At 65.5% G+C, this 13308-nt stretch carries 11 protein-coding genes; 4 read left to right on the forward strand and 7 right to left on the reverse strand.

Features of this window, described 5'->3' with window-relative positions; translation table 11 throughout:
- Positions 1 to 90: 90 nt before the first annotated feature.
- The 3 genes from QEG70_RS06490 to QEG70_RS06500 form a co-directional block, all read right to left on the reverse strand.
- Complete coding sequence (locus tag QEG70_RS06490) at positions 91 to 1587, reverse strand: Ppx/GppA phosphatase family protein (RefSeq protein ID WP_308719924.1); 1497 nt, start codon at positions 1585 to 1587, stop codon at positions 91 to 93.
- A gap of 45 nt (positions 1588 to 1632) precedes the next feature.
- Complete coding sequence (locus QEG70_RS06495; RefSeq protein ID WP_308719925.1) at positions 1633 to 3921, reverse strand: RNA degradosome polyphosphate kinase; 2289 nt, start codon at positions 3919 to 3921, stop codon at positions 1633 to 1635.
- A gap of 223 nt (positions 3922 to 4144) precedes the next feature.
- Positions 4145 to 4933 carry a P-loop NTPase family protein gene (locus QEG70_RS06500; protein ID WP_308719926.1) on the reverse strand — a complete coding sequence of 263 codons (789 nt, stop codon included), beginning with the start codon at positions 4931 to 4933 and terminating at the stop codon, positions 4145 to 4147.
- 134 nt (positions 4934 to 5067) lie between these two features.
- On the opposite strand from QEG70_RS06500, the gene purM reads away from it, so the two are divergent.
- Both purM and purN read left to right on the forward strand, forming a co-directional pair.
- Positions 5068 to 6168 carry a phosphoribosylformylglycinamidine cyclo-ligase gene (purM, locus tag QEG70_RS06505; protein ID WP_308719927.1) on the forward strand — a complete coding sequence of 367 codons (1101 nt, stop codon included), beginning with the start codon at positions 5068 to 5070 and terminating at the stop codon, positions 6166 to 6168.
- Positions 6143 to 6799: a phosphoribosylglycinamide formyltransferase gene (gene purN, locus QEG70_RS06510; protein ID WP_308719928.1), complete on the forward strand. Its 657-nt coding sequence runs from the start codon at positions 6143 to 6145 to the stop codon at positions 6797 to 6799. The genes purM and purN overlap by 26 nt, the downstream gene beginning before the upstream one ends.
- Positions 6800 to 7068: 269 nt before the next feature.
- Here the strand turns inward: purN and ndk are convergent, their stop codons facing one another.
- Positions 7069 to 7491, reverse strand: a complete 423-nt coding sequence (gene ndk, locus QEG70_RS06515; protein ID WP_010514331.1) for a nucleoside-diphosphate kinase — start codon at positions 7489 to 7491, stop codon at positions 7069 to 7071.
- Positions 7492 to 7641: 150 nt separating this feature from the next.
- Between ndk and QEG70_RS06520 the strand changes: the two genes are divergently transcribed.
- Positions 7642 to 9528: an ABC-F family ATP-binding cassette domain-containing protein gene (locus QEG70_RS06520; protein WP_308719929.1), complete on the forward strand. Its 1887-nt coding sequence runs from the start codon at positions 7642 to 7644 to the stop codon at positions 9526 to 9528.
- An 89-nt stretch (positions 9529 to 9617) separates the two neighbouring features.
- On the opposite strand, the gene QEG70_RS06525 is transcribed toward QEG70_RS06520, so the two are convergent.
- Complete coding sequence (locus QEG70_RS06525) at positions 9618 to 10814, reverse strand: MFS transporter (RefSeq protein ID WP_308719930.1); 1197 nt, start codon at positions 10812 to 10814, stop codon at positions 9618 to 9620.
- 211 nt (positions 10815 to 11025) lie between these two features.
- Between QEG70_RS06525 and QEG70_RS06530 the strand changes: the two genes are divergently transcribed.
- On the forward strand, positions 11026 to 12150 hold the full coding sequence (locus QEG70_RS06530; protein WP_308719932.1) for an AI-2E family transporter: 1125 nt from the start codon (positions 11026 to 11028) through the stop codon (positions 12148 to 12150).
- Positions 12151 to 12240: 90 nt separating this feature from the next.
- Here QEG70_RS06530 and QEG70_RS06535 read toward each other — a convergent pair whose 3' ends face one another.
- Positions 12241 to 12825: an HAD family hydrolase gene (locus QEG70_RS06535; RefSeq protein ID WP_308719933.1), complete on the reverse strand. Its 585-nt coding sequence runs from the start codon at positions 12823 to 12825 to the stop codon at positions 12241 to 12243.
- Positions 12822 to 13307, reverse strand: a complete 486-nt coding sequence (locus tag QEG70_RS06540; RefSeq protein ID WP_308719934.1) for a hypothetical protein — start codon at positions 13305 to 13307, stop codon at positions 12822 to 12824. Before QEG70_RS06540 ends, QEG70_RS06535 begins: the two co-directional genes overlap by 4 nt.
- Position 13308: the final 1 nt, after the last annotated feature.

The following is a 13308-nucleotide window of genomic DNA, read 5'->3' on the forward strand; positions in this document are numbered from 1 at the left end:
TTACAGACATATCTGAGCGTTATTGGGGAAACGCCGCCTTTTTGAAAAAAGGCAGCGCCCAAAAACTTTTATTCTGATTCAGTTTTTCACTTAATGGTCGCGGATGCGCACCGACATGTCCATGGCGCTGCCCAGGCGTTCGAGCCTGCGACGCACGCTCTCGCCCTGCACCACGTCGCGCCCCGGCGCGAAATGCAGCGACAGCGTGCCGCCTGCCATTTCCAGCCGCGTGCCATCAAGCAGGGCTTCCGTACCGCCACTGACCGTATAAGCCAGCCGGAGCGCCTGCCCCAGCGCCACGGCACGGGCAAACTGCGCGGAGTCAAGCAACTGCCGCGAGGGTTGCAGATACGCCACCGACAGGTCAGCCCCGTAGCGCACCGCAAGCGTAAGCGACAGGAAGGCCCGCGCCTGATGCGTAAAGCCCACGCCCTGCAGGCGCAGGATGCGCAGGTAGGTCTGCTCGGCGCGGTATTCCGGGTGGTCATGCGCGCCCACATCCGACAGCCAGCACGCCACCGCGCGCAGGCGGCCTGCCACGGGGTCATCATCGGGGAAGAGCGGCGCCGTCCAGTCCGCCAGGCGCTCGGGCAACTGCATGCTGCGGCCGAGCATGCTGCACATCTCGCGGGCCACGGCATCCTGCGGGTCGTTATCGGCAACGCTTGCGGCGACATTGCGCATGTACCACCCCTCGCGCAGGCCATCGACACAGAAGACCAGCCCGTTGGGCTGCGCATGCCGCATGAGCCTGCGCAGCACGGTGGCGGCAAAGGGCGCATCATCCAGCCGCTTGCGCGGCACGCCGGGCAGGCGCTCGATCGAGCGTTTGTTGGCGGTCAGGATCCAGTCCGTCATCTCGCGCGCGGTGTCGGGCGCAAGCTGATAGAGATGCACGATATTGAGCGGATAGGCCGTGCGCGCGATCTGCATGCGCGCAAGTGCGCGAAAGGCGCCCCCCACAAGGTACAGATCCTGCCCGCGCACGGCCTCCAGCCAGTCCACGCGGGCCAGGTCCTCATCCACCAGCGTGCGCGCGCGGGCCAGATCGCCATCGGCGCGGTCATTGAGCCGGATCACGCCCAGCGGCAGGGTGCAGGCATCGCGCTTGCGCCCGTTCTCGATGCGGATCAGCTCAAGCGAGCCGCCGCCAATATCGGCCACCAGCCCGTTGGCGTCGGGTATGCCGCACAGAACGCCGGTGGCGGAATAATCGGCCTCCTCCTCCCCGCTCAAGATGCGGATGGGCACGCCTGGCAGGCGCGATTTCAGCCCCGCCACGAATTCCGGCCCGTTGGTGGCATCGCGCACCGCCGCCGTGGCCAGCACCTCGAAGGGGCTTGCCTCCATGCCGCGCGCAATGGCGTTGAAGCGGGCCATGACCTCCATGGCCAGCGGCACCGCCTCCTCGTTCAGCCGGCCCGTGGCGTTGAGCCCCCGGCCCAGCCTGAGCACCACCTTCTCGTTGAAAATGGGCGCGGGATTGCGCGAAATGCCGTCAAACACCACAAGGCGCACGGAATTCGAACCCAGATCAATGACCGCCGAACGGCGAAACCCGCCAGCACCCGTCACATCGCGCCCCATATGCTGCCTGCGCGTCCTGCCTTGAGCGTGCCCATGCCGTAATCCTCAGTCCTCAATAATCTGTTCCGCATGCCACGGCTGCGATGCGCTGACCCGGATCGGGGCTTCTGGCGCGCCACGCACCGGATAGCCCGGATGCTCCATGAAATACTCATGCGATGAAAAGGGCCTGCGCCCCGGCTCCAGCCGCCGCCAGACCCCGTTACGCTGTAGAATCCACGACTGCAGGTTGTCTTTGAGATCGATCATCATGATCTGGTCAAGCACGCGGGCATGAATTTGCGGGTCGAGCATGGGCACCATGCTTTCCACCCGCCAGTCCATATTACGCTGCATCCAGTCCGCCGAGGAAATGTACAGCTTCGCCTGCTTGGATGGCAGGCGGTGCCCGTCGCCAAACGCATAGATGCGCGCATGCTCGAGGAAGCGCCCCACGATGGACTTGACCTTGATGTTCTCCGAAAGGCCGGGAACACCGGGGCGCAGGCAGCAGATGCCACGCACCACCGCCACGATGCGCACGCCTGCATTCGACGCCGCATAGAGCCGGTCGATCAGGTCGGGATCGACCAGCGAGTTCATCTTGAGCCAGATCTGCCCCGGCCTGCCCGCCTGCACATGCGCGATCTCGCCTGCGATCAGGTCTTCAAGCGTGCGGCGGATGGTCACGGGCGAGAACGCGATCGCCTCCATCCTGGCAGGCATGGCGTAGCCGGTCATGTAGTTGAACAGCCGCGCCGAATCGCGTGCAAGCTCCGGGTTGCACGTAAAGAACGACAGGTCGGTATAAATCCGCGCCGTAATGGGGTGGTAATTGCCCGTGCCGAAATGCGCATACGAACGCAGGCCATTGCCCTCGCGCCGCACCACGAGGCTGAGCTTGGCATGGGTCTTGAGGTCGGAGAAACCAAAGACCACCTGCACGCCCGCCGCCTCGAGCGCGCGGGCGAGGCGGATGTTCGCCTCCTCGTCAAAACGGGCGCGCAGTTCCACCATGGCGGTGACCGCCTTGCCTGCTTCCGCCGCCTCGATCAGTGCCTTCACGATCGGACTGTCGCGCGAGGTGCGGTACAGCGTCTGCTTGATCGCCACCACGGCGGGGTCGAGCGCTGCCTGCCGCAGGAACTGCACCACCACGTCAAAGCTTTCAAACGGGTGATGCACGATCATGTCGCGCGCGCGGATGGCGGCGAAGCAGTCGCCCCCGCAATCAACAATCCGCTCGGGAAAGCGTGGCGTATAGGGCGGGAACAGAAGGTCGGGCCGGTCATCGACGATCAGTTGCTTGAGGTCCACCACCCCGATCAGCCCGGACTGCACGAACACTTCATCAGGCGGGGGCGCAAGCCCGTCGGCCATGGAGCGGGCCAGGTCCTCGGGCATGCGCGATTCGATATCGAGATGGATCACCACGCCACGCCTGCGGCGCTTGAGCGCGCTCTCATACGAGCGGACCAGATCCTCCGCCTCGTCCTCGAATTCCACATCCGTGTCGCGCACCACGCGCATCACGCCCCAGTCCCCCGCCACGAGGCCGGGGAACAGGCGGTCGATGCACATTACGATCAGGCGCTCGAGCAGGATGAAGCGCGTAACACCAGGCGGTGACAGGGCGGCAGGCAGGCGGATGAAACGCTCGATGCGCGCGGGCAGCAGGATCAGCGCCTCCATCACGAACTGCCCGGTCTCGGCATTCATCAGCCGCAACGCCTGGGCTATGCCCATGTTGGGGATGAAGGGCAGCGGATGGGCGGGGTCGATGGCCAGCGGCGTGAGCACGGGGAAGACGCGCTCCATGAAGCAGCTATCCAGCCACTCCTGCTCCTCGGCGGTGAAGGAGACCTCATCGCACACCACCACGCCAGCGCCCTCGAGTTCGCGCTGCAGGTCGCGCCAGATGCGCTGCTGCTCCTGCAACAGCCGCCCCGTGCGCTCGCGCACGGCGGAAAGCTGCTGCTGCGGCGTCAGCCCGTCGGGCGAAGTCTTGACCAGTCCCTCGCGCACCTGCCCCACAAGCCCCGCCACGCGCACGGAATAGAATTCATCAAGGTTTGACGCGCTGATCGACAGGAAGCGAACGCGCTCGAGCAGCGGGTTGCGGGGGTTGTCGGCCTCGTCAACCACGCGCTGGTTGAAGTCGAGCCAGGACAGTTCGCGGTTGATGAAGCGGGCGGGCGATGTGGCGTCGATCTGGGTTTCAGGCGCCTCGCGCAGGGCGACCTGACGCCCTGCCGCTTTGGTGGAGGCTGCGCGGCGACGCGCCGGTTTTGCGCCCGTGGCAGGCTTGCGTGGCGTTCTGGCCAATGGATTCGCGCTCCCGTTCGGCGGTGGCATTGCTTGTTGCAAGTGATTCTAGACGACGGAGCGCCCTCTTGGCCAGCGCCAAGCCCCTGCGTGCCCCGAAGCGTTCAGGGGCAACATCCTGAAGTCAGGGATGAAGCTGCTTTCAAAACGCTTTGGTAGAACGCCACCTTTTTGAAAAAAGGCGGCACCCAAAAACTTTTATTCTGAAAGGGATGCCGGCCAACAGGCGCCAGGCTGAAAACCCATGAATTTTTTATGACACGCGCAAACCATCGTTTTTCTGCTCCGAAGGCACCAGCGGCGGCTCGGCTGGCAGCAGGTCGGCCAGCACGCGTGCGGCCAGGGCGCGGGTGACCGGGCGGCCCGAGGCAAGGGCTGCGTGATCGAGCCGGTTCGCGGCCTCCTGCATGGCCAGCGCCGTGCGCGGCAGGCGGCGCAGCAGCCACTCCACCACCGGCTGCGCCACCACGATCTGGCGCTCGGCCAGCAGGCGCAGCAAAAGCACGCGCAACAGCCCATCGCCCGGCTGGCTGATGGCCACCGCCATGGTCGCGCGCAGCCTGCTGGCCAGGTCCGGCAGGGCCACCGCCCACCGCGCGGGCGGCGTGCGCGCGCCAAGCAGCAGCACCATGCCATGCTCGCGCGCGGCATTGATCAGGTGCAAAAGCGCACGCTCATCGGCGCATTCATCCGCACTGTCGAGCGCAATGGCCATGAGCGGCACCCGCGCGCCACAGGCCGGGAACAGGGCCGCAACATGCGCGTGCGACAGGCTGGCCCCGTGCAGCAGCCGCGCGCCATGACGGTGCGCCCAGATTTCAAGCAGGTGGGTCTTGCCGGTGCCTGCTGCCCCCCACAGCGCCAGCCTGCGCTCGGGCCAGGGCGTGGAGCCGAGCAGCCAGCTCCGGGCTGCGGCGTTGGACGCGGCAAAAACGAAATCGGCGGCACGGAAACGCGGCGTGTGGGCAAACGGCAACACCATCTGGCCGATCACCCCGGCAGGCGTGTTTTCATCCGTTTTCAGCTTCGTATGCTCAACCACCGCTTTGTGCGCAGCCCCACCATGACGTAAAGAAAGCCGGAAGTCCGTTTGAACCCGGCTCCAAGGGCGGTTTTCATAGCCTGCGCGAGGGAGTCCGGGAAAGTGATAGTTTGCTTGTGAAAAAGGCCTGCTGCATGACGTCCGCCCCCCGCCCGACCACACCTGCCTCCGACAACGCGCCAAGCGCCACCTACCGCGATGCCGGGGTGGATATCGCGGCGGGCGACGCCCTTGTCGAGGTCATCAAGCCTGCGGCCAAGGCCACGGACCGCCCCGGCACCATGGGCGGGCTTGGCGGATTCGGCGCGCTGTTTGACCTGAAAGCCGCCGGTTTTTCCGATCCCATTCTCGTTTCATGCACCGATGGCGTGGGCACCAAGCTCATGATCGCCATCGAGAGCGGCCTGCATGAAACCGTGGGCATCGACCTCGTGGCCATGTGCGTGAACGACCTTGTGGTGCAGGGCGCAACGCCGCTGTTCTTCCTCGACTACTTCGCCACCGGCAAGCTTGCCGTCGAGGATGCGGCCAAGGTGGTGCGCGGCATAGCGAAGGGCTGCGCCGAGTCGGGCTGCGCGCTGGTGGGCGGCGAAACTGCCGAGATGCCGGGCATGTACGGCCCCGGCCATTACGACCTGGCCGGTTTTTCGGTCGGCGCGGCCGAGCGCACGGCGCTGCTGCCCGGCGATATCCGCCCCGGTGACACGCTGATCGCGCTGCCTTCGGCGGGCGTGCATTCCAATGGCTTTTCGCTGGTGCGCAACATTGTCAAACGCAGCGGGCTGGGCTGGGATGCCCCCTGCCCGTTTGCCGACGGCCAGACCCTGGGCGAGGCACTGATGACGCCCACCACGCTATACGTGCGCCCCGTGCTCGACCTGCACCACGCGGGCCTGCTGGTGGGTGCTGCCCACATTACCGGCGGCGGCCTGCCCGGCAACCTGCCGCGCGTGCTGCCAAAAGGCGTGCGCGCCGTGCTGGATGGCACGGCCTGGCCGGTGCCGCCGGTCTTCCCGTGGCTGGCCAGCATTGGCAATGTCACCACCGAGGAAATGCTGCGCGTGTTCAACTGCGGCGTGGGCATGGTGCTGGTGGTGCGCGACAGTGATGCCGCCATGGCGAAGCTGGCCGAGCGCGGGCAGCAGGCCTTCATCATCGGCACCATCACCCAGGGAGAAAGCCCGGACAGCCCGGCCACGCTGACCTTTGATGAACTACCCGAACTGCGTGACTGACCCCGCCCCGATGCACAAGACTCCCATCGCCATCCTCATCAGCGGGCGCGGCAGCAACATGCGCGCGCTGATCGAAGCCTGCGCCCAGCCTGACTACCCCGCCCGCATCGCCCTGGTGCTGAGCAACAATCCCGACGCGCCGGGGCTGGACGTGGCGCGGCAAGCCGGGCTTGAAGCCTGCGCCATCGACCACCGCGCCTACCCCCGCGACCGCGAGGGCCATGAGCGCGCGCTCGATGCCACGCTGCGGGCGGCGGGCGTGGAATATATCTGCCTTGCGGGCTACATGCGCCTGCTCACACCATTCCTGACCACGGCATGGAAGGGGCGGATGCTCAACATCCACCCCAGCCTGCTGCCCGCCTTTCCCGGCCTGCACACGCATGAGCGCGCGCTGGAAAACGGCACCCGCATCCATGGCTGCACCGTGCATTGGGTGACCGAGGGCATGGATGAAGGTCCGGTCATCGGCCAGGCTGCCGTACCCGTGCTTGATGGCGACACGCCGGACATGCTTGCCGCCCGCGTGCTGGTGCAGGAACACAGGCTCTACCCCACAGCCCTGCGCCGCGTGCTGGCCCCGGCCACGACACCCGTGCCTGACGCGGCTGACAGCCTGCTGGCGGTTTAATACAGGCTTCCGGGCGCTGCCTTTTTCATCAAGGCAGCGCCCTGTCGAAGCTTTTTGAAAAAAGCTTCACCAAAAACTTTTCCTCTTTATGCCTTTATCGGGGCCGGGCATCTGCGCGGCCTGCGCTGGGCTTTCCGCTTTTCAATACTGTTAGGTGCGATAAAATATTATAGCGCCCGTCAACCCGCAGGCATAAAAAAAGCCGACCCGAAGGTCGGCTTTTCCGCAACCGGGGCATCACACCCCGGCCCCTGTCTGATCCAAAAGGATCAGGGCAGGATCTCGGTGCCAGCGAAGAAGAAGGAGATCTCGTTCTTCGCGTTCTCGAGGCTGTCCGAGCCATGCACGGAGTTGGCTTCGATGCTCTCGGCAAACTGGGCGCGGATGGTGTGGGCTTCGGCCTTCTTGGGGTCGGTCGCACCCATCACTTCGCGGTTCTTCAGCACGGCATTCTCGCCTTCAAGCACCTGCACCACGACCGGGCCGGAGATCATGAAGGACACGAGGTCGTTGTAGAACGGGCGCTCCTTGTGCACTTCATAGAACGCGCCAGCGGTCGCCTTGGTCAGCTGGATGCGCTTCTGGGCAACGATGCGCAGGCCATTGCCTTCGAACACGGCATTGATCTTGCCGGTCAGGTTGCGGCGGGTCGCATCGGGCTTGATGATGGAGAGGGTACGTTCGACTGCCATGGGACAGCTCCTTTCAACGGGTTGCAAAATATACGAGGCGGCATTGGACATAAGCCGACATCACCTTACAACCGCCATCTAGAGCATATCGCCGCAGACTGGTAGGTACGAAACCAGCCATGCCCCCTTTATTGCCGGAGTTTTCCGCCCGTGAGCCTGCTCGTCATATCTGACCTGACCCTGCGCATTGCAGGGCGCACCCTGCTTGATGGCGCGAGCCTGAGCATCGACCCCGGCCGCAAGATCGGCCTCGTGGGCCGCAACGGGGCAGGCAAATCCACGCTGCTGGCAGCCATTGCGGGTGATATCGCGCCCGATGGCGGCTCCATTCACCTTTCCGCCCGCGCGCGCATGGGCCGCATCAAGCAGGAGGCCCCCACCGGCTATGGCTCCCTGCTCGATACCGTGCTTGCGGGCGATACCGAGCGCACGGGCCTGCTGGCCGAATCCGAAACCTGCACCGACCCCGCCCGCATTGCCGATATCCACGAGCGCCTGCTGGCCATTGATGCCCATAGCGCGCCTGCCCGCGCCGCCGCCATCCTGTCCGGCCTCGGGTTTGACGCCAGCGCCCAGGCGCGCCCGGTATCCGACTTTTCGGGCGGGTGGCGCATGCGCGTGGCCCTCGCCACGGCCCTGTTCCTCAACCCCGACCTGCTTTTGCTCGATGAGCCGACCAACCACCTCGACCTCGAGGCCACGATCTGGCTCGAGAACTGGCTGGCCCGCTTTGGCGGCGCTGCCCTGATTGTCAGCCACGATCGCGGCCTGCTCGACCGCGCGGTCGATGCCATCGCCCATCTTGACCGCGGCAAGCTTACGCTCACGCCCGGCGGGTATGAGGAATTCGTGCGCATCCGCACCGAGCAGGCGCTGCAGCAGGCCCGCATGGCCGAGCGCATCAACGCCAAGCGCGCGCACATGCAGTCCTTTGTCGACCGCTTCCGCGCCAAGGCCACCAAAGCCAAGCAGGCGCAGGCCCGCATCAAGGCGCTGGAAAAACTGCCCCAGATTGACAGCGTGGTGGAGGATACGCCCAGCCACTTCGCCTTCCCCGAACCCTCCGCCCTACCGCCGCCCATGCTGACCATGGAGCGCGTAAGTGCCGGGTATGGCGATCATACCATCCTGTCCAACCTGTCGCTGCGCATCGACATGGAGGACCGCATCGCCCTGCTTGGTGCGAACGGCAACGGCAAGTCCACCTTCGCCAAGCTGGTGGCGGGCAGGCTGGAGCCCCAGTCGGGCACGATCCAGCACAGCCCCAAGCTGAAGGTGGGCTATTTTGCCCAGCATCAGGCCGAGGAACTACGGCCCGATGAAACGCCGGTCGACCACATGGCCCGCGCCCTGCCCGAAGCCACGCCGCCTGCCGTGCGTGCGCAGCTTGCCCGCTTCGGGCTGGATGCGGAGCGGGCCGAAACCCCCACGCGCGACCTATCAGGCGGTGAGAAGGCCCGCCTGCTGCTGGCTCTGGCCACGCGCGATGCCCCGCACCTGCTGATTCTGGATGAACCGACCAACCACCTCGACCTCGATGCCCGCGATGCGCTGATCCGGGCGCTGGCGGAATTCGAGGGCGCGGTGCTGCTGATCAGCCATGACCCGCATCTGGTTGAACTCGTGGCCGACCGGCTGTGGCTGGTGGGCGATGGCACGGTGCGCCCGTTTGAAGGCGACATGGCGGAATACCGCGTGTGGCTGACCGAACGCGCCCGCGCGGTGGCCGCCAGCAACCCCGACCGCCCCGCCGCTGCCCCCAAGCGTGATGACCGGCGCGAACGCGCCGAGGCCCGCAAGGCCACGGCCCCCCTGCGCAAGCGCATCCGCGATGCCGAGCAGCTTATGGCGAAACTGGTGGCCGAACGCGCAAAGCTGGAAGCCCGACTGGCCGACCCCAAACTGTATGAAACCGGCAAGCCCGAGGAGGTGACGGCGCTTAACACCCGCCTTGCCGCCATTGCGCGCGAACATGACCACGCCGAGGAAGACTGGCTGGAAGCCGAAACCGAGCTTGAAGCCGCGAATGCGGACTAAGGCCGATAAAAGTTTTTGGTGAAGCTTTTTTCAAAAAGCTTCGAAAAAACGCTGCCTTTTTGAAAAAAGGCAGCACCCAAAAACTTTTATCATTTACAGGTCGCTTTCCAGGAACCGGCCAGCCCGATCAGGAAAATTCCCAGCCCCACAGCCGAGAGGCAGGCCCCGGCCCACCCGACCGACTGCGCGCCATAGCCCGCCGCAATCACCGCCCCACCCAGCCACGCCCCGAATGCGTTGGCGATGTTGACGGCGCAGTGGTTAAGCGCCGCCGCCAGCCCCTGCGCCCCGGCCGCCACGTCCATGAGCCGGGTCTGGAGTGCGGGCAGCAGGGCGATGATGCAGCCGGTCAGGCCAATGACCGGCAGGATCAGCCACACGTTGCCCGCGCACAGCGCAAACAGGCATGACATGAGCGTGCTCGCCACCAGGGTTACAATGATCGCCAGCACCGGGCTGACATCAACCAGCCGCGCGCCCGCCATGTTGCCCGCCACCATGCCCAGCCCCCACAGCATCTGCGCTACCGGCAGCACATCGGCGGAGACCCCGGTAACCCCCAGCAGCACGGTGGAAAGATAGGTGCCGACACAGAACATGCCCCCAAACCCGACCGCCCCCGTGGCCAGTGTCAGCCACACCTGCGGGCGCCCGAGCGCCCCAAGCTCGCGCCGCAGGGAGGGCGCATGGGCGGGATCGACCGGCACAGGCGGCAGGCTGCGCGCCATCAGCCCGAAGGCGACGAGCCCCATGAACGTGACCAGCCCGTAAACCGCGCGCCACCCCAGGGCTTCGCCCACCCACGTTACCAGCGGCACGCCCACCACATGCGCGATCGTAAGACCCGAGAATACGCCCGCCACGGCCCGCCCCCGGCGTGCGGGTGGCACCATCGCCGCCGCCACCAGTGCTGCCACGGCGTAAAAGGCGCCATGCGGCACCCCGGTCAGAAAACGCAGGACCACCAGCGTACCGTAACCGGGGGCAAGGGCGCACCCGGCATTGCCCGCCACAAACACGGCCTGCAACACCAGCAGCAGCCTGCGCCGGGGCATGCGGGCGGCAAACAGGGTGACAAGCGGCGCGCCCACCACCACGCCCAGCGCATAGGCGCTGATGACATGGCCCGCCACCGGCACGCCAACGCCAAGCGAGCGCGCCACGCCGGGCAGCAGCGCCATGAGCGCGAACTCACCCGTGCCGATGGCAAACGTGGCCACCGCCAGCGCCACCCAGACCGCCCATGCGCGGCCCGCCGGAAGGGGGGCCATGTTTGCGTCACTCACATATCCGCCCTTTCCCGATGGCGAAGATTGGCTTACCGCTTGCACATCAATGCGGCATTAACCCATCAGGGCCATATCACCTTACCAGACCATCCGTAGCGGAATTTCGCCCTCTGGCAATCCGTCCGCTCCGCCCTGCGTTATCCGGGTTCACGCCACGCGCACGCCCTGCCTTTTTCACATGTTCCATGCCCAGCATACGGACCCATAGATGACAGCCTCTCCGCCCACGGCTCCCTCTTCCAGCGAACCCGATTCAAAGCCTGTCCATCACAAGGATGACATCACCGACCCCCGCGCTACACAACTCGCACGCATCTATGCCCTGCTGCGCCTGACGCTGATCGTGACCATCGTGGTCATGCTGATCTGGGTGGTGGGCGACGTGCTGATGGTCATCTTCGCCGCAACCCTGGTGGCCGTGATCCTGCATAACCTTGCCGCCCTTGTCGAACGGCGCACCCGCATGCCTTACTGGCTGGCGCTGACCACCGTGGTGGTGGTGCTGATCGGCGCGCTGACCGGCCTGATCTGGAGCAGCGGGCCGGAAATATCGGAGCAGGCGGTCAAGCTGCGCACCGCCCTGAGCGAGCAGGCCCACAACCTGCGTGACAGCATGGGCCATTCCTCCACCGGGCGGATGATCCTTGATAACCTGCCCACCACCCTTGGCGGCAACGAACAGACATCAGGCAATACCGGATTCGGGTCCATCGCAGGGTCGATGACGGGCTTTGTCTCCTCGGCCTTCGGGGCGGCGGGCACGCTGGCCGTGATCCTGATCGCGGGGCTGTATTTCGCCATCTCGCCCGAAATCTATGTCAATGGCATGCTGCGGCTGATCCCCCACCCCTATCGCAGGACATCGCGCACGCTGCTGCTGACCGCAGGCCGCACGCTATGGGCCTGGACGGCGGGGCAGGCGCTGGACATGACGGTGGTGGGGCTGCTGTCCTTCATCGGGCTATGGTGCATTGGCGTGCCGCTGGCCCTGGCTTTGGGCGTGGTGGCGGGAATGGCCAATTTCATTCCCTATATCGGGGCCTTCGTGGGGGCGGTGCCTGCCGTGCTCATCGGGCTGTCGCAGGGCACGCGCGAGGGGGTGATGGTGCTGGGGCTTTACGCCGCCATCCAGTTCTTCGAAGGTAATGTCATGGCGCCGCTCATCCAGCGCCATGCGGTCAAGATGCCGCCGGGGCTGACCATCCTGTCACAGACGATCTTTGGCACCATCCTCGGCATTCCCGGCCTGATCCTCGCCTCCCCCCTCACCGCCGCCCTGCTCGCCACCATGGACAGGGCCACGCCAAAACTGGATGACGACGAGCGGGTTTAGGCACCGGCAAAAACAATGCCGCCTTTTTGAAAAAAGGCGGCACCCATAAACTTTTATCTTTACCAGTTCGGTCCTGTCGCCCTGCGGCCATCAGCCCTGCAGGGTATTGACATCCACATGCGCCATGCCGGCGCGCGTTGCCGCCTGCATGCCCTCCGGGCTGTCCTCGAACACGAGGCAGGTGGCGGGCAGGCAGGCAATGCTGCGGGCAGCCAGCAGGAACATGTCCGGCGCGGGCTTGGGGTGATCCACGTCATCAATGGTGATGATGACATCGAACAGTTTCTCAAGCCCGAGATGACCCAGGCAGGCCGAGACAACCTGCCGCGAGCCGTTGGAGGCCACCGCCATGGGCAGGCGGCCATGATAGGCGCGGGCGATATCGGTCACGACCGTAATCTCGCGCAGCACATGCAACTGCCTGAGCATGCTGGTCCGCGCATTCGAGATGATGCCATCGCGGTCCACCACGCGGCCAAGGCGCTGCTCGACAATATCGAGCACCATGTGCTCCGACATGCCGCCATGGCCATGAAACCATTCCGGCGGCACGCCGTGGCCGATCGCATCCTCAAGGGCTGCGAGCCAGCCTTCACGGTACAGCGGCAGGCTGTCGACCAGCGTGCCGTCGCAATCAAAGATCAGGCCCTGCGTGCCTGCGCGCACAAGGCTCATGGAAAAGCCGACCGGGCATAGTCATACTGGTTGACCAGGTCACGCAGCGCGTCGAAATCCTTGTCCTTGTAGTGATGGAAGCGGATCACGGCGCCGGGGCGCTCCTCCACGAACACGGTGTTGTTCCAGTCGGCAGCGCTGATGCCGGTCCACAGCGTGATGCGGTAGGGCACGGCGGGACCACTGGGCTGCCTGCCATCGGGCGCCACCTGCATTTCCATCACCGCATCACCGCTTGAAGGCGGGGTCTGGCCCAGCGGGCCCCAGCCCTTGGTGTGGGCCTGCAGCCAGTCATTGAGCGTCTTGACCTGTGCTGCCGTGAGCGTGCGCTCGCGCCGCATGGGGCCGACGGCAATGGTGCCCGACTGCATGGTGGGGAAGGTCAGCGGCCGGAAATTGGGCATGGCCATGTACCACAACCCTGCTGCCGTGCCGATGGTGATGAACAGGAACCCGATCAGCAGGGCGGTTTCGCGTCTCATT

The sequence above is a fragment of the Komagataeibacter xylinus genome (genome assembly GCF_031081985.1).
Taxonomy (GTDB): domain Bacteria; phylum Pseudomonadota; class Alphaproteobacteria; order Acetobacterales; family Acetobacteraceae; genus Komagataeibacter; species Komagataeibacter xylinus_E.